General features: G+C 67.1%; 14 protein-coding genes and 3 pseudogenes. 11 read left to right on the plus strand and 6 right to left on the minus strand.

Translation table 11 applies throughout. The annotated features are described in order from the left end of the window. The first annotated feature begins 164 nt into the window (after positions 1 to 164). Together ABZ795_RS16830 and ABZ795_RS16835 are read left to right on the plus strand one after the other, a co-directional pair. Positions 165 to 467: pseudogene (locus ABZ795_RS16830) on the plus strand (hypothetical protein). After that, positions 446 to 895, plus strand: coding sequence for a SitI3 family protein (locus tag ABZ795_RS16835; protein ID WP_357531002.1), 450 nt, complete (start codon positions 446 to 448; stop codon positions 893 to 895). Before ABZ795_RS16830 ends, ABZ795_RS16835 begins: the two are co-directional and overlap by 22 nt. A 33-nt stretch (positions 896 to 928) precedes the next feature. Here ABZ795_RS16835 and ABZ795_RS16840 read toward each other — a convergent pair whose 3' ends face one another. Beyond that, positions 929 to 1,381, minus strand: coding sequence for a SitI3 family protein (locus tag ABZ795_RS16840; protein ID WP_357531003.1), 453 nt, complete (start codon positions 1,379 to 1,381; stop codon positions 929 to 931). After that, positions 1,381 to 1,695, minus strand: a pseudogene (locus ABZ795_RS16845) (hypothetical protein); the annotation flags it as partial. The pseudogene ABZ795_RS16845 and the gene ABZ795_RS16840, both read right to left, overlap by 1 nt. A gap of 136 nt (positions 1,696 to 1,831) precedes the next feature. Here ABZ795_RS16845 and ABZ795_RS16850 point away from each other — a divergent pair. Next, positions 1,832 to 2,413, plus strand: coding sequence for a hypothetical protein (locus tag ABZ795_RS16850; protein WP_357531004.1), 582 nt, complete (start codon positions 1,832 to 1,834; stop codon positions 2,411 to 2,413). Positions 2,414 to 2,529: 116 nt separating this feature from the next. Here the strand turns inward: ABZ795_RS16850 and ABZ795_RS16855 are convergent, their stop codons facing one another. After that, on the minus strand, positions 2,530 to 3,831 hold the full coding sequence (locus ABZ795_RS16855; protein ID WP_357531005.1) for an MFS transporter: 1,302 nt from the start codon (positions 3,829 to 3,831) through the stop codon (positions 2,530 to 2,532). 58 nt (positions 3,832 to 3,889) lie between these two features. Here ABZ795_RS16855 and ABZ795_RS16860 point away from each other — a divergent pair, with 58 nt between their 5' ends. Continuing rightward, the gene (locus tag ABZ795_RS16860; RefSeq protein WP_357531006.1) at positions 3,890 to 4,849 is read left to right on the plus strand and encodes a winged helix-turn-helix domain-containing protein; all 960 of its coding nucleotides are present in this window, start codon (positions 3,890 to 3,892) and stop codon (positions 4,847 to 4,849) included. Positions 4,850 to 5,731: 882 nt separating this feature from the next. Here ABZ795_RS16860 and ABZ795_RS16865 read toward each other — a convergent pair. Both ABZ795_RS16865 and ABZ795_RS16870 read right to left on the minus strand, forming a co-directional pair. Next, the gene (locus tag ABZ795_RS16865) at positions 5,732 to 5,941 is read right to left on the minus strand and encodes a DUF6879 family protein (RefSeq protein WP_357531007.1); all 210 of its coding nucleotides are present in this window, start codon (positions 5,939 to 5,941) and stop codon (positions 5,732 to 5,734) included. 95 nt (positions 5,942 to 6,036) lie between these two features. After that, a pseudogene (locus ABZ795_RS16870) lies at positions 6,037 to 6,339 on the minus strand (transposase); the annotation flags it as partial. Positions 6,340 to 6,645: 306 nt separating this feature from the next. Between ABZ795_RS16870 and ABZ795_RS16875 the strand changes: the two are divergent. Continuing rightward, positions 6,646 to 7,227, plus strand: a complete 582-nt coding sequence (locus tag ABZ795_RS16875; protein WP_357531008.1) for an RNA polymerase sigma factor — start codon at positions 6,646 to 6,648, stop codon at positions 7,225 to 7,227. Further along, entirely contained in the window at positions 7,184 to 8,215 is a 1,032-nt protein-coding gene (locus tag ABZ795_RS16880; RefSeq protein ID WP_357531009.1) for a CU044_5270 family protein, read from the plus strand. The genes ABZ795_RS16875 and ABZ795_RS16880 overlap by 44 nt, the downstream gene beginning before the upstream one ends. A gap of 63 nt (positions 8,216 to 8,278) precedes the next feature. Here the strand turns inward: ABZ795_RS16880 and ABZ795_RS16885 are convergent, their stop codons facing one another. After that, entirely contained in the window at positions 8,279 to 8,941 is a 663-nt protein-coding gene (locus ABZ795_RS16885) for a hypothetical protein (protein ID WP_357531010.1), read from the minus strand. Between the two features lie 504 nt (positions 8,942 to 9,445). Between ABZ795_RS16885 and ABZ795_RS16890 the strand changes: the two genes are divergently transcribed. The 5 genes from ABZ795_RS16890 (at position 9,446) to ABZ795_RS16910 (ending at position 16,490) form a co-directional block, all read left to right on the plus strand. Beyond that, on the plus strand, positions 9,446 to 10,219 hold the full coding sequence (locus ABZ795_RS16890; protein ID WP_357531011.1) for an ISAs1 family transposase: 774 nt from the start codon (positions 9,446 to 9,448) through the stop codon (positions 10,217 to 10,219). 425 nt (positions 10,220 to 10,644) lie between these two features. Beyond that, positions 10,645 to 11,454, plus strand: coding sequence for a metal-dependent hydrolase (locus ABZ795_RS16895; RefSeq protein WP_357531012.1), 810 nt, complete (start codon positions 10,645 to 10,647; stop codon positions 11,452 to 11,454). 251 nt (positions 11,455 to 11,705) lie between these two features. Further along, positions 11,706 to 12,824 carry a LacI family DNA-binding transcriptional regulator gene (locus ABZ795_RS16900; RefSeq protein ID WP_357531013.1) on the plus strand — a complete coding sequence of 373 codons (1,119 nt, stop codon included), beginning with the start codon at positions 11,706 to 11,708 and terminating at the stop codon, positions 12,822 to 12,824. A 40-nt stretch (positions 12,825 to 12,864) separates the two neighbouring features. Then, complete coding sequence (gene yicI / locus ABZ795_RS16905) at positions 12,865 to 15,096, plus strand: alpha-xylosidase (RefSeq protein WP_357531014.1); 2,232 nt, start codon at positions 12,865 to 12,867, stop codon at positions 15,094 to 15,096. Continuing rightward, positions 15,093 to 16,490 (plus strand): GH1 family beta-glucosidase, encoded by a 1,398-nt coding sequence (locus ABZ795_RS16910; protein ID WP_357531015.1) that lies wholly within the window; start codon positions 15,093 to 15,095, stop codon positions 16,488 to 16,490. The genes yicI and ABZ795_RS16910 overlap by 4 nt, the downstream gene beginning before the upstream one ends. Positions 16,491 to 16,688: the final 198 nt, after the last annotated feature.

A 16,688-nucleotide genomic window follows, 5' to 3' on the forward strand; every position in this document is an offset into this window, starting at 1 on the left:
ATGACTGCTCATGAGTAGCTGCGCCCGGCCAACGCGCCGGGTGAGGGTCGTAACGAGTCGTTGTATGCGCGTAAGCCGTCGGCAATGCGTGCTGCGCCCGGCCACTGTGCCTGGTGAGGATCGCAACAAACTCCGGCCGCGCGAACAACGCAGCCTCACCACTAATAGGCAGCGGGCTAAGGGTCCATAGCACCCGACGAGACGGGAGAACGCTGAGGCGTGGCGAAACACCGACGATGTCGGAAAGCCGGAGAAGGAACCGGACTACCTGGTGGAGGCCGCACGTATTCGACTGCTACTCCCCGACTCCCGGCAAGGCCGTGCGTGGGGTCTGGACGGAGGTGTCGGGAAAGGTGACCAGCCAGCAGACCCAACGCGTGGTGCTGAATCTGCAGGACTGGCGCGGCGACCTCAAAGTCGGCGAGACTGAGAAGGCAGGCAGCGCGTGGCTATTGAATACCGACTGACGCTGGCGGGCAACATCCCGCTGGAACAGGTGGCCGAACTCGCCGCCCCGGATGGCGTCGAGGAGTCGATCCGGCCCGGCTATCCCCGACTGCTTGGCGCGGACCTTACGCATACGTCCGGGTACAGCCTCAGCATCTATTCGGGCAGCAACGGCTACTTCGATGCCGAAGACGACGACGGTTCCCAGTGGGAATGGGAACCCGACACCTACGTCAACATCGTCTTCCACATGCCCAAGGACGACTCTCTGCGCGCCGCAACACCGAACATGGTCGCGGCCGTGGCCCGCGTGCTCGCTGGCCGCCCCGAGGACGCCGCGCTCGTGCTGAACGGCAACTGGCTGCTGCTCACCCGAGTCGCCGGGACCCTACGCAAACACCGGCCATCCTGGTGGGACAACCACCTCAGCACGGTCCACACGAGCTGACTGCCCCAGCCCGCCAGTGGCACGCAGCGCAGGTCAGCCGGCGAAGGAGCGGTCGAGGCCGTAGTGGTGCCACCAGTCCGGGCGGTAGGTGTGGATGACGCCGTCGGTTCGGGTCAAGAGAAGGTAGTTGCCGTCCTGCACCAGCGCCGCGTCCTCATCGCGGCCTGCGAGGACCCTCGTGACCGCCGCCATCATGTTGGGGATTCCCTTCTCGACGATGTCGTCGGCCCGCATGGAAAAAGTCACGGAAACGTACGACGTGGGTGCCCATTCCCAGCGGGCCTCGCCGTCGGTTTCGGCCTCCCAATAGCCGTCCGTTCCGGCGCGGACGGTGATGGCGTAGCCGCGTTGTTCGTACAGGCGGGCGGAGAAAAGGGCCGGGTTCGACGCTGGGCGTGGGACTTCGCGGGGGTCGGCAGCGGTGAGGGCAGCTACCTCTGCGACGGGCGGGGCGCCGGCCAGGACCAGGCGGAACTCCACGGCCATCAGGACGCCCTCTCAGTCTCACGGACGATCTGACGGATCGTACCGTCGCGGGTGACCACCGCCAGTTCCTTCAACCCGCCGATCGGCCACTGGTCGAACTGCCGCCGCAAAGCCGCCACGTCACCCTCCCAATCCTTCAAGTTCAGCACCACCCGCTGCGTCTGCTCATCGTCGACCTTCTCCCGGACCTGACTCCACACGTTGCGCACCGACGTCCGGGCCTGCGGCGAGTAACAGTCGAAGACGTGCCCCTCGATGAGATAGTCGGGGTCCTTGTCCGGGTTACCACGGTCACCGGTACGGTCACGGGCGTTTACGGTGGGCCATAGAGGCCTCCGGTAGGTATGGGCGTCAGCGCCTCACACCTCGCCGGGGTCTCTCCATGGCTCAAGCCGACACGCCGTCAAAGACGCTCATGGCCACTACAACTAGCGAACTATTATTCCGACGATGACACTGCAGCCCACTGACGAGCTCTCTGCTGCGGCGTGGCTGTATGCGACCGATGTCGACCCGACGCGGCTGATCACCTTCGGGCCGGCCTCGTTCCCCGCGTACGCACGCCTTCGCTACCTGCCCGATCCGGTCCTTCCGGAGATGCGCGAGTCGGACGTACGGCTGCCATCTCGCCGATCTACTGAGATCGACATAGCCCGAACAGCGTTGGAGGCCCTCGCCGACTACAGCTCCTCCACGCGCGACTGCTATGTCTGCGTATGGGAGGGCGGCGCGACGTTCCGGAATCCCGCACTGACTGCCGGACCCATGCTGGACCTTCCGCACCGGCGATACGTCCTGTTCACCGGCACCCTGAACGACTTGATGGGGTGGAGCGACTTGTTCGACTCCGAAGTTTACTCAGCGCCGGCATTCGTCTGGCCTGCGGATCATGCGTGGTGTTTCGCCAGCGACGTCGACCCTCATTGGGCCGGCATCGGAGCCGACCGTGGGGTTGTCGACCGCCTCGTCGCAAACAGGAACCTTGACGTGGTGCATGCGGACCCGGAAGAGCGGCAGCCGACGTACTACTGACAGCCATTTTCATCGTGCGTAGCGGTTGGCTTCGACGTGGTGCAGGACGAGGACCGGATCGTGGGTCGGACCGGTGGGTTCCAACTGAGGATTGACCCCGCCGGGGTGGCTGGAAGTCAGAAGTGATGTGGCTGGGCCGGCGCAGGTTCGTGAGAGGCGGTCGCGCGGGCTTCCACCCGTTGGAATTCGGGCGATGTGACCGTTCGTAACGTCGCGGCGAGCACGAGGGCGCAGAGCGCTGCTCCGCCCCAGAAGACCGCTCTGACGTTGATCAGTTCTGCGGTGAAGCCGGCGACCAGAGCCCCGAGCGGCATCGATCCCCAACTGATCAGGCGGCTGACCCCGCTGTAGCGCCCCATCATCTGGTCTGGCACGACGAGCGCCCGCAACGAACTGTAGGTGACGTTCCAGGCGCCGGCACCGACACCGCCCAGGAAGGTCGTTACCGCGATCAGCCGGGCGGACGAGGAGATCGCTGGCGCTGCCAGCAGCACGGTGAAACAAGCCATCGACATGGCGAGGACGATCTGCCGCCCTAGCTGGCGGGTGAGCGCGGGCGCGGCGGAGGCGCCCACGACGCCGCCCACTCCCAAGGCGCCGATCAGCATGCCGTACTCCGCGCGGCTCAGGTCCATCGGTCCGGGCGCGACCGCATAGACAACGATGACCGCCATCCAGGCCGCCCAGCATGCGCTTGCCGCGCCGGCCAGCAGCAGCAGGGTCCGCAGAACTCTTTCCCGCCACACGAACTGGAGGCCGGACCACATGTCGGCGCGGAGGCTGGGCGCGCTCGTCGCCGATCTGGAGTAGCGGTTGCTGCGGTAGTGGCCAGTCATGATTGCCAAGGCGAGCAGGGCGCCTGCGTAGCCCAGGCCGCCAGCGCCGAACGCGACGGCCAGTCCGGCGGCGGCCAGCAGGCCACCCAGAGGCGGCCCGATGAACTCGTTGGCCACGGTCTCGGTCGCGGTCAACTTGGCGAACGCGGATTCCATGCGATTGCGAGGCACGACCATCGGCGCGACTGACATCCGAGTTGTGTCGGCGAACACCTCGGCGGTGCCGAGGAGCAGCGCCCCCGCGTACAGGCCGGCCAGCGGCAGCACGTCCGCGAGGACACCGCCCCCGAGCACGGCGAGGACCAGGGCGCGCGCGGCGGCCATCATCATGATCAGGCGCCGACGGTCGACCCGGTCGGCGAGCACGCCGGCGGGCAGCGAGAACAACAGCCAGGGCAGAGTGTTGGCTACGCTGATACCAGCGACCAGAGCAGGAGAGTCCGTCATCGAGACGGTCACCAGGGGCAGGGTCAGCTTGACGACGCCGTCGGCCAGGTTTGTGACCGCGGCACCGGCCCACAGAGCCCTGAAGTTTCGCGCGCTCACGGTCGTCGGGTCACTTGGCTGGGTGTCACTCTGCATGGCCAGGAGCTTGGGGTATCGCCTAGTGCCACCCCAGAGTTTCGACTGGAGGCGAAACGTGGCGGTCTTCTTGGTCGACACCGAGGTGATGGTGCAGGCGCGTTTTGGCACGTCACAGCTCACAGAGACGTTGGGAGCGCTCAATATCCTGCGCCGAGGCCAGCCGCTTCCGTGGCACCGGGTCTGGCGGGACCAGCATGTCGACGCCTTCCACGGCTACCTCGACGGCGACCCGGTGACCGCAGCTATCGTGGCGCACGCAATCTCGTCCTTCTGGATGGCTGACTTCCTGACGGTGCCGCCCGCCCGCCCGAACATGACGCTGGACGACGAACTTGTGGAGCTGGAGTCGCTGTCGGACGAACGCATCCGTGATGATCTGGCCCGCGTACGTTCCCCGCTGGCCCCGGAGTTGCGCGGTACCGGGTTAGCGAGACGGACGGCCACTCTGTTGCGCTGGGTCTGGCACCACACGGTCGAGGTGGAATGGCCGCGCCGGCAGTCGGTATTGCGCGCCGACGTGGTGTCCCGGATCTCCCGGCTGGGCAGAGACGGATGGTCCGGGGTCATCAACGACATGCGTCCGGGCATGCGGTGGCTCGGCGACGGCCGGCTACAGGTCCAAGAGCGGCCCTATCCACCGTGCGACGTGCGGGGCGGAGAGCTGACGTTCTTCGCGGCCCACTGCCGGGGAGGCTGGGTCTCGTGGAGGTTGCCCGACCGCTTCGGGATTGTCTATCCGGTGACGGGGATCTTCACCGAGGCGGCTCCCGGCACACCGGATCCCCTGCGCCGCCTGCTCGGGAATGCGCGGAGCAGGATTCTGGTGCAGGCGGCTGAGCCGGTCAGCACCACGGCCGTGGTCGCCGCGACCGGACTCCCGCTCGGCACGGTCGGTGGTCACCTGCGCGTACTAACGGAGGCCGGTCTGCTGAAGAAGCGCCGGTCAGGCCGGGAAGTCCTCTACTGGTGGACGGATACAGCCCGGATGCTCGTGGCCGGAGCCTCAACGTTCTGACGAGGGATCGGCGTGTCGACGTGATCTTCGCCGTTGATCGTTGTACGCCATTCACGGTCTGTACCGGCTGGAGCGACATCGGCCGAATTGCTGCGAACCGTCGAGCGCGATCGATCGGGCGGCGGCTTCCTACTGTGCGTCGGGGTCGCCGCGTAGCCTTCATTCCGGGATGCTCCAGCCTGGAGTGTTGGTGATCTAGGAACCCCAAGTGACCACGGAACCCTGGAGAGGTTCCGAACCGGAAAATGTGGATTAAGTGAGCAAATAGGACTGCATCTGTCAATGAGTCATATCGCTGGATCGCTATAAGTGCTGCTCATTAAGCGCTGCGCCCGGCCACCGAGCCGGGCGAGGATCGCGCGCTGACCCGGGCTGGGAGCCGCGCCGCACGTACAAGCGCTGCGCCCGGCCACCGAGCCGGGCGAGGATCGCGCGGCGCCCGGCCATCGCGCCGGGCGAGGATCGCAACCGCTCGGCGACGGTCCACTGATACACCGTGGACGCTGGCTGTCACGACGCCCGACAAGCGGACAAGGGTCTGTTCGCGGTTGACGAATCGGGGCACGTCGAGAGGAAGCTGACGAGGAGGCGGTGGGGGCGCTGTCGCGCGTCCGGGCAGGTTGATTCCGCCGTACACCGTGCCGGTTGGACGACGGACTGGGCGTCGCGTCGCCGGACGACTCGTTGTGCACCGGGTATGCGCGGCTTTCCCTCCTCGCCGACGTCGAGGTGCCGGCTACGGGGGACTGAGCTGGAGTTCGCCCGAGTACTGCCGGCAGGGGATCGATCCGGCGACGGTGGCGTCCCGCCACAGGTTTGCTTGCACGATCTTGGCGGGCTCGGTGATCAGCTCGCCGGGACGAACCGCCCTGCCTCGTCGTGTTACATGGCGACGATTCGAGAGGGGTCGAACAGCCAGTAGTCGTAGTGCGGCAGCGCAGCCGGCCAGTCGTCGCCGGACACCACGATGAGGCGGACGTCCTCGCCGGCTTCGACAGTGTGCTCGTAGGGCCAGCCACATTCGAACCGGACGTAGTCCGACAGCGGCTCGGTGACGACGTGGACTCGGTGCATACGCTTGCCGGCGGACACCGCAGCCCGCACCGTGTCGCACCAGTCCGCAATCCCGGAAACGCACCGCGCCTCTCCCCCGCCAGCAGGGCGGTTGCGTAGTCGGATGGCGCGGCCTCTGAGACGATGAATCGTTTGCGGCCGTTGATCTTCTTGCCGGCGTCGTAGCCGCGACTGTCGGTGCCGACGGTGTCGGCCGCTTTGACGCTCTGGGAGTCGATGATTCCGGCGGACGGCTGCGGGTTGCGGCCCTGGCTGATGCGGACCTGTTCCCGGAGGTGGTCGAGGATGCGTGGGGTGACTTTCTCCTGTTCCCACCGGACGAAGTACCAGTAGACGGTCTGCCATGGCGGGAAGTCCGCCGGGAGTTGCCGCCAGGAGCAGCCGGTACGCACGACGTAGAGGATCGCGTCCACGAGGGGTACCGACGCTTACGAGGCACGCCGAAGGCAACCAGGCATCCACGATCATCAGCCGCACACCGAGTCCGCCACGCCCCTTCTCAAACACTCACTTACATCAGGAAGGACACAGTCGTGACCACGGCCGTGGCCGCCGAACCCGTCTACGTCGATGTGATCGCCGCACTTTTTGCAGAGTTGGCCCGGGGTCGGCATGGACGGCGAGGCATCCGATCATAAGAATTTTCTCCTGGAGGGGTAACGGCGGGGCCTTGGCTGACACAAGCAGTAGTAGTTGTTTCCAAGCGTGAGTCAGGAGGCCGGATGGGGCCGTCGGGTGAGCGTGGCGAGGACTGGTTCACCGACCTGTACGCCACCCACTACCAGGACATAGTGAGATACGGGCTTCGCCGCACTACGGGCATGGATGACTCGGTGGAAGTCGCGCAAGAGGTGTTCGTGGTGGCATGGCAGCGTCGCGTCGATGTCCCCCAGCACGGCCTGCCGTGGCTGTACGGGGTAGCCAGGCGGGTTCTCGCCAACCGGTGGCGCAGTCGCCGCGGCAGACCCATCGTCACCTCGATGATCGATCTCCCTCAACATCAGGCGGATACCCAGAACCCGGAGTCGGCCGGAGACCTGCTGGATCTGATCAACGCCCTACACAGCCTCAGCGAGACCGACCAGGAGATCTTGCGATTGATCGGGTGGGAGGAGCTGACGCTGGCAGAGGCAGCTGTCGTGCTCAGCTGCAGCCGACCTACCGCGGGTGTGCGTCTGCACCGCGCGCGTTGGCGGCTGCGAAACGCGATGGGAACAACCTCGTCAGTCAAGAACACGCAAATCCCGGGAGGGAAGAACGATGAACACGCCGCAGCAGCTACGGGACCTTCTCGGTCCGGCTGACCCCGCCCAACGTGTGGCGCTGGTGGAGCCAACGCTATCGGCTGGCCAGGTCATCGCCCGCGCCGAGCGCGCTGATCCGTCCCCGTCACGCCCGAGGGCCACTCGATCCCGTCGACGTGCTGTTCTGGTGGCTGCACCTGCCTTTGCCGCCGTGTTGCTCGCCGGTTCGGTCGCCGTTGTGCTCGGGCGGCCGTCGGCAGATCCGAATGTGCTACCGCTACCTCCGCAGGCCGGGCCCGCCGTCGCTGGCACCGTCCTCACACCGATCTCCTACGAGATCAGAGACGCGGCTCCCGACGCGGCTCCCGCGCTGCGCAATCTGGCAGCCAGTATCACGGCCGCAGACCATGACGCGAAGTCGGACGGCTACGTGTACCACCATCTGCGGTCGTGGGGAGCGACGCGGGCACTGGGTCCGGACAATCGGCAGATGGGTCTAGCACGGGAGGCTTGGACATGGTCCGACTCTCGCGGGACAGGTGAGAGTCGGGTGAGGGACCTTCAACCCGAGTTCCCGGATGAGGAGTCCCGACGTTACTGGGAGTCGATCTTGGCTAGCAGTGGTGCGAACTCGGGCTCGGCCGGGCCCGTCGTTGCCTCGTCCGGAGCGGTGGGAGCCCGGGAACCTCTTGATCCGGGCGATCTGGCCTCCGTGCTCCGGACCGATTCGGGCGCCCCAGCAGTGGCGAAGGCTGTCAACGAGCTCTACCGCGTGCACGTGGTGCCGCTGGCGATTCGGAGCAAAATCATCGAAACGCTCGCTGATGTCCAGGGATTCCAGTGGCGCGGAGCGGTGACTGACCGAGCGGGACGTCAGGGCGTCGCCGTGACTACAGACGACAGGCAGCACGGCTTCCAGATGGTCCTGGTCTTCGATCCGAGGACCGGTGACTTGTTGGCGCATGAGAACGTCCGCCTCGCAACTCCACAACAGGTGGTTGCCTACAACCTTTTCCTCGAATACGACCGCCGCTCGTCTATAGGATAATGAAGGAACAGTGCGTGGGCTTCCTGCTTCGGAAAGCCCACGCACTGTCAGCGAAAGGTGTCGTCAGCTGGTGCAGACGTGGACTCCGTCGATGATGTCGTTAATGTTGCCGTTCGGGCTATAGCGGAGATTGGAAACGCGTTGGTACGCGTAGCTAGTCAGAACGTTCGACCAGCTACTTCCAGTGTAGTTGTAGAAGTAGGTGGCCGTACCAGGCGTCTGGTTGTTGTCGAACATTGAGATGCGATCGTTCCACTTCGGCCCCGAGGTGCCAGTGCCGACCCAGGCGCCGTCCGGGTACCGCATCCCGCCCAGATTGATCAGGCTTCCTGAGGGCTGACAGTCATAGAATCCGAGCCCTGCACCGAAATCGTCGACAAGCGCGTGCTCCCACACGCAAAGGTGGTAGTAGTCGCAGATATCGGCGGCAGCACGCGCGTTGTTGGCGCTGCCGTCGCTGGGCGGCAGGATTACGTCGACGCCCGGAGCGATGTTGACCACGCCCGCGCGCACCTGCTTCGCGTCAGGGTTAGCACGAAGAATGTCCTTAACGGTCAGCTCACCGTTGGTTGGTGCCGTCGTAGAGCCTTGGTCGGGTAGCGAGGGACCCGGACTTGGATCTGCGCTTGCCGCCGAAAGGCTGCTCGATGCGGCAAGTAGGGCGGCAACAGAGATGGCGGCAGTAAAACTTCCGAAACGGCGCAGCGCGATTCTCCGGGCCTTCATGCGGGCCTCCCTTTCAAGGTTGTACCGACGGTTCGTTAAGTAGCTGATGCCACTTGCGATAGAAGGATCCTCACAAGCCCCGGCAGAAGCGTCAAGTAACCACCTCGTGACTGTAAGTTATGTCGCGAAGGTAGATGATTTACCACAATGGCGTTCGACCAGTCCAGGTCGAACGCCGCCCAACACGAAGCGTGATGCATCGATGGACGTGAGCTATCTCTCGGTGAATAAGGTTGCGAGATAAGGATTGGGCGTGGTCGTCACGCGGATCCCCTGCTCCTCTGCCCACGGCCGTTTGAAGATCACTTCGCGAGTTCGAGGATGGCGAATGGTCTGGTCATGTGACGACTGGCCCAGCGGGTCAGGGCCCCGGCCAAGTCGTGAGAGGTGTCTGGGTCGAGGTGGTTGGCGTAGACGCGCCCTTGGTGTGGGCAGCAGGGCGGGCATGACGTTCCAGAAGATCATCGAGGTTCTCGAGGCCTGTTGATCTACCTGAAGTGAACCATGCCCGCGCTGTCACCATCGCTGATCTCATCGTTGTCGACCGCACCACCCAGGGCATCTGCGGTGGCCTCTGCTGCCGGCCTGCTCACGGCGTTGGGTTCCCTGCCCGATCCACGTGCCCGGCGTGGAGTCCGGCATGCTCTGGTAACCGTGGTCGCGGCGGCGGTCTGCGCGGTCGTCGCTGGTTACCGCTCGTATGCGACGATCGGTGAATGGGTCGCTGATCTACCCGCTGATACCGCGGCTGTGCTCGGGATCGACCCTGGCCGGCGGCCGTCAGAGGCCATGATCCGCAGGCTGTTGCAAACCCTGGACGCCGACCGGTTGGCCATGGTGATCGGAGCCTGGCTCGCCACACAGCTGCCCGCGCCGTCGGCGGGAACACCCCGGGCGATCGCCGTGGACGGCAAGACGCTACGCGGCTCCCGGACCGGCGACACCGTCGCCCGGCACGTCCTGGCCGCCGCCGACCAGGCCACCGGTGTCGTGCTGGCCAGCACCGACGTCGACGGCAAGACCAACGAGATCACCCGCTTCGCACCCCTGCTCGACCAACTCGGCGACCTCGGCGAGGTCGTGGTGACCGCCGACGCCCTGCACTGCCAGCGTGAACACGTCGCCTACCTAGCCGAACGCGGCGCCCATTGGATTCTCACCGTGAAGGGCAACCAGCCCAGCCTGCACGCCCAATTGGCCCGCTTCCCTGGCGAGGCGTTCCCGACCCCACCCGTGACAGCGACCGTGGTCATGGCCGCCGGGAGATCCGCACCCTGAAGATCCTGTCCATCTCCACCGGGATCGACTTCCCCCACGCCGCCCAAGCACTGCAGATCCGACGCCGCCGCCGGCGCCTCGACCAGCCGAAACGCTTCACCACCGAAACCGTCTATGCCATCACCGACCTACTCGTTCACCAAGCCAGGCCGGAGCACCTCGCAGGGTGGATCCGCGGTCACTGGTCGATCGAGAACAAGGTCCACTGGGTCGCACAACGCGAAGGGCGGTACGCCGCGTCCCATGGCCGACACAGGGCTCTGGCGAGCCCGTTCCGACTGCCATAATCCCTGGTGGTCGGCTCGGTCTCCGGACCACGCTCCGATGTCGTCCCTTGTGGACGTCGCAGTGATGCCCCTGCGGCGGTGCGGCGAACTACAGTGACGTAGTTTTGGCGCTCAAGATCCCTGGGGAGGGCAACCGAGATGATGGGACCGTCGCACGCGCTGTCCGGCGCGGCGGTATGGCTGAGCGGGTCCTGGGCGCTGCAGCAGTTCTACGACTACGAGCAGTCTCCGTTGGCGCTGGCCGTCGGCACGGCCGTCTGTGCCGGTGGGGCGCTGCTGCCCGACCTCGACCTGTCCGGCAAGGTGACCCGGAACAAGGGCGGCGCGACGGTGGCCCGTACCTTCGGTGTCTTCTCGCTGTTCGTCGCCGAGGTGGTGGAGAAGATCTCGCTGGGCGTTTACTACGCCACCAAGCTCAGCCGCGACCCGAAACGCACAAACGGCCACCGTACGCTGACCCACACCATTCCGTTCACCGTGCTGCTCGGCTGGGGCACCACCACGCTGTGCGCGACGTACGGCAAGTGGGCGGTCATCGGCATCCTGTTCTTCATGATCGGCCTGGCGCTGCGCGGCCTGTTCGACAAGTGGGCCGAACGCGCCGGCTGGGTGATCGTCACCCTGGTTTCGGCCGGCGCGGCCGCCTTCACCGCCGCGAACCTGCCCGGCGATCGGGGGTACCCGATGATCGGCCTGGCGGTCGGGGTGGGTGCCTTCGTGCACATCATCGGTGACATGATCACCAGGGCCGGGGTGCCGATCCTCTGGCCGATTCCGATCAAGCGCCGGATGTGGACGCCGATCAGCCTGCCCGACAAGATCGCCTTGCGGGCCGGCGGGCGCACCGAGGTGGCCATCGTCCGCCCCGCACTGACCGTCATCTCGATCCTGGCCTCGATCGGCCTGCTAGCCCCCTCCCTGCTCAACAAGTTCAACATCGACGCCTAACCCGCCCAACTCCCCCCACACCCCCCACCCCACCCACCGGCCAAACCCCCGAAGTGGTTGACCATGAGGTTGACGGCGAAGTTGATCTCCCTGGCTGCCGCTAACCTCATGATCAACGGGGCGGGGGGTTCATTGGTGGGCGCCTATTGACGGGGGTGGGATCGGTGGCCTACGTTCGTCGAACCGTTTCGACTAACCGCTTCGACGGGGTAGGCACGGTGGCCGGGCTCATCGGGGGGGGAGGTGGCGCGATGGCGACCATGCATGATGTGGCGCGGCTGGCACAGGTGTCGGTCAGCACGGTGTCGTACGTGTTGACCGGTACTCGGCCGATTTCTCAGGCCACTCGGGACAAGGTGCTGGCCGCGATGGCGGAGCTGGACTACCAGCCCAACGCCATGGCCCGCGGGTTGGCCAGTCGGCGCAGCCGGATCCTCGGTCTGCTGCTGCCGATGGATGAGCGCGGCCTGGGCGCCACCGAGACCGCCTTCGTCACCGGCGCGGCGGCCGGTGCCAGCGCGGCCGGCTACCACCTGGTGCTAGCCCCCATCGGGGTCGGCGAACGCGACGAACTGCGCCGGCTGGCCAGTCAGCGGATGCTCGACGGGGCGCTGCTGATGGAGGTGCAACTGCACGATCCGCGGGTGGAGGTGCTGCGTGAACTCGACATCCCGCTGGTGCTCATCGGCCGTACCGCCGACACCACCGACCTGTCGTACGTGGACATCGACTTCGACCGGACCGTGGCCGAGGCGGTCGGTCACCTGGTGGACCTCGGCCACCGGCGGATCGTCTACGTCAACCACTCCGCCGAGGCCATCGCCGAGGGGTACGGCCCGGCTCTGCGTACCCGCGATGCCTTCACCGCCGCGATGGCCGCACACGGTCTGGAGCCGCTGATGATCCCCACCCAGGACAGTGCGGCCGGCGGGCGTCGGGCCCTGGCCACCGCCCTGTGCCAGGCACCGGACCTGACCGCGATCCTGGCGATGAACGAGAGCGCGGTCTTCGGTCTGCTGGGCGAACTCCACAGCCGTGGGCTTAGCGTGCCGGACGACGTCTCCGTCGTCTCGATGGTCACCTCGCCGCAGGTGGCCGAACTGGCCACCCCGGCACTGACCGCGATGAACTCGCCCGGGACGGCGCTGGGCCGCATCGCCATCGAGATGCTGCTGCGGCAGGTCGACGGCGGTGACCGGGAGATCCACCAGCAACTGCTGCCGTGCGCCCTTCAGGTACGCGGATCGAGCGGCCCGCCGCGTACCGGAGGCGGCAGGGTGGCGGACCCGCGAGCCGGCGGCCGCCGACGGCCCGGTGCGGACGACGACACCCCGGCCCTGCGTCGTGCGGTGACCCGACGCGGGCCCTGACGAAGAACCGGCCCGACACTCATCAGGCAGGAGCCGAAAAGTGAAGTTCACCGACGGGTACTGGCAACTGCGTCCCGGCGTCACCGTGCTGCGACCCGGCGCGGTGGAATCGGTGGAGCCGGACGAACGCTCGTTCACCGTCTTCGCGCCGATCGGCAGGATCACCGGCAGAGGTGACACCCTCAACCGCCCGGTGGTCACCGTACGCTTCTTCTCCCCCGCCCCCGGGGTGGTCGGGGTGACCGTCGGGCACCACCATGGTGGGCTGCCCAAACAGCCCCGCTTCGCCCTGGCCGAGACCACCGACCACCCGGTGCAGGTGGAGGTGACCGGGCTGAGCGCCCGGTTGACCACCGGGGAGCTGACCGTGCGGGTGGCGTTGACCGGGCCCTGGCAGGTCGACTTCCTGCGCCGCGACCGGCTGGTCACCTCCTCCACGGAACGCAGCATCGGGGTGGTCACCGACGCCGAGGGCGGCAAGTACGTGCACGACCGGCTGACCCTCGGCGTCGGGGAGACCATCTACGGGCTGGGCGAGCGCTTCGGGGCGTACGTCAAGAACGGTCAGACGGTGGAGATCTGGAACGCCGACGGTGGCACCGCCAGCGAGCAGGCGTACAAGAACGTGCCGTTCTACCTCAGCAGCGCCGGCTACGGGGTGTTCGTGGACCACCCGGAGCACGTGTCCTTCGAGGTGGGTTCCGAGGTGGTGTCGCAGACCCAGTTCAGCGTGCCCGGACAGTCGCTGACCTACCACGTGATCGACGGGCCCAGCCCCAAGGAGGTGCTGCGCCGCTACACCGCGCTGACCGGTCGCCCGGCCCGGGTGCCCCCCTGGTCGTACGGGCTGTGGCTGTCCACCTCGTTCACCACCTCGTACGACGAGAAGACCGTCACCGAGTTCATCGACGGCATGGCCGAGCGGGACCTGCCGTTGTCGGTGTTCCACTTCGACTGCTTCTGGATGCGGCAGTTCCACTGGGTGGACTTCATCTGGGACCCGGCCACCTTCCCCGACCCGGAGGGCATGCTGCGCCGGCTGCACGAACGTGGCCTGAAGGTGTGCGTCTGGATCAACCCGTACATCGCCCAACGCTCCTACCTGTTCGAGGAGGGACGGCAGGCCGGCTACCTGGTGCGCAACCCGGACGGGTCGATCTGGCAGTGGGACAAGTGGCAGGCCGGGATGGCGCTCGTCGACTTCACCAACCCCGAGGCCGCCCGGTGGTACGCCGACAAGCTGAAGGTGCTGCTCGACATGGGTGTCGACTGCTTCAAGACCGACTTCGGCGAGCGCATCCCGACCGAGGTGATCTGGCACGACGGTGCCGACCCGCAGCGGATGCACAACTACTACTCCTACCTCTACAACAAGACCGTCTTCGAGCTGCTTGAGGCCGAACGCGGCACGGGTGAGGCCGTGGTCTTCGCCCGCTCGGCGACCGCCGGTGGGCAGCAGTTCCCGGTGCACTGGGGTGGCGACTGCGAGTCCACCTTCGTGGCCATGGCCGAGTCGCTGCGCGGTGGACTGTCCCTGGCCGCCTCCGGCTTCGGCTACTGGAGCCACGACATCGGCGGTTTCGAGGGCACCCCCGATCCGGCCGTGTTCAAACGCTGGATCGCCTTCGGGATGCTCTCCTCCCACTCCCGGCTGCACGGCTCCGGCTCGTACCGGGTGCCGTGGGCGTACGACGAGGAGGCCGTCGAGGTGCTGCGCCGGTTCACCCGGCTCAAGCTGAGCCTGATGCCGTACCTGGCGGCGGCGGCCGACGAGGCCCACCGCGAGGGGATACCGGTGATGCGGCCGATGATCCTGGAGTTCCCGGACGACCCGACCACGGCCTACCTGGACCGGCAGTACATGCTCGGCCCGGATCTGCTGGTCGCCCCGGTGATGAGCGCCGACGGGCAGGTCACCTACTACGTACCGGCCGGCACCTGGACGAACCTGATGACCGGGGCCCAGGTCACCGGGCCGGGCTGGGTGAACGAGAAACACGGCTTCGACACCGTGCCGGTGCTGGCCCGGCCGGGCGCGGTCATCCCCTTCGGGTCGGTCACCGACCGGCCCGACTACCCGTGGGCCGACGACGTCCGGTTGCGGCTGTACGCCCCGACGCCGGGGCAACGCACCCGGGTACGGATCCCGTCGCCGGGCGACGGTCCGGGCACCGAGTTCGAGGTGCACTACCGCGACGGGACGGCCACCGCCGAGGTGGTGGCGGGAGTCTCGTCCGGATACCGCTGCGAGATCACGGAGGTGGCGAGGTGAGCGACGTACGGTTCCCCCCGGGCTTCATCTGGGGTACGGCCACGGCGGCGTACCAGATCGAGGGGGCGGCCAAGGAGGGCGGCCGGGGACCCTCGATCTGGGACACCTACAGCCACACCCCGGGACGCACCCTCAACGGGGACACCGGCGATGTGGCGGCCGACCACTACCACCGCTGGGCCTCCGACCTCGACCAGTTGGCCGCCCTGGGTGTCGGGGCGTACCGGTTCTCGATCGCCTGGCCCCGGGTGCAGCCCGGCGGTTCCGGGCCGGTCAACCAGGCCGGGGTGGACTTCTACTCCCGGCTGGTGGACCGGCTGCTGGAGCTGGGCATCCAGCCGGTGGCCACCCTGTACCACTGGGACCTGCCGCAGGAGTTGGAGGACGCCGGGGGGTGGCCGGCGCGGGACACCGCCGGGCGCTTCGCGGACTACGCCACCGCCATCGTCGGGGCCCTGGGCGACCGGGTGCACACCTGGACCACCTTCAACGAGCCGTGGTGCTCGGCCTACCTCGGGTACGCCTCCGGAGTGCACGCGCCGGGGCGTACCGAACCGGCCGCCGCGCTGGCCGCCGTACACCATCTGAACCTAGCGCACGGGCTGGCCGGACGGGTGATCCGCGAGCTGGCACCCGCCGCGCAGCTGTCGGTCACCTTGAACCTGCACGTGATCCGACCGGCCTCGGACTCGGCCGCCGACGCCGACGCGGTACGCCGCATCGACGCACTGGCCAACCGGGCCTTCCTCGGCCCGATGCTGGACGGGGCGTACCCGGCCGACCTGCTGGCCGACACCGCCGGGGTCACCGACTGGTCCTTCGTCCGCGACGGCGACGAGCGCACCGCGGCGGTGCCGTTGGACGTGCTCGGGGTCAACTACTACTCGACCACCCTGGTCCGCGCCTGGGACGGCGTGTCGACCAAGTCGGACTCCGACGGGCACGGCCGCTCGGCCCACTCGGCGTGGGTCGGCTCGGAGCAGGTCGAGTTCCTGCCGCAGCCCGGCCCGTACACCGCGATGGGCTGGAACATCGAACCGGCCGGGTTGACCGAACTGCTGCTGCGGCTGCACCGTGAATACCCCGACCTGCCGCTGATGATCACCGAGAACGGCGCCGCCTTCGACGACGAGGTCTCCCCCGACGGCGCCGTCCACGACGACCGCCGCGTCGACTACCTGCGCCGCCACATCGCCGCCACCCACGACGCGATGACCGCCGGCGCCGACGTGCGCGGCTACTTCGTCTGGTCCCTGCTGGACAACTTCGAGTGGGCGTACGGCTACGACCGTCGCTTCGGCATCATCCACGTCGACTACGACACCCAGCAGCGCACCTGGAAAGACTCCGCCCACTGGTACCGCACCCTCACCACCACCAACACCCTCCCCTGACCGCCACCGCCCACCCCCGCCCGCCCTAGCGCGGGGCCCTCTCCCCGTCGACGCTTCTATAGGTGGGCCGGTTCCGGGAGGAGTTGGTATCGGTAGGTTCGACGTCGGTGAGCTACGAGTGACTCATGCAAGATCTGGCCGCCAGTAGTTGGTGTGCCGTGGAGTCGACCTGTCCTCGTGGGTTGCCGGCGTCGGCCC

It is taken from the genome of Micromonospora sp. NPDC047134 (assembly GCF_040643455.1).
In the GTDB taxonomy this organism is placed as follows: Bacteria; Actinomycetota; Actinomycetes; order Mycobacteriales; family Micromonosporaceae; genus Micromonospora.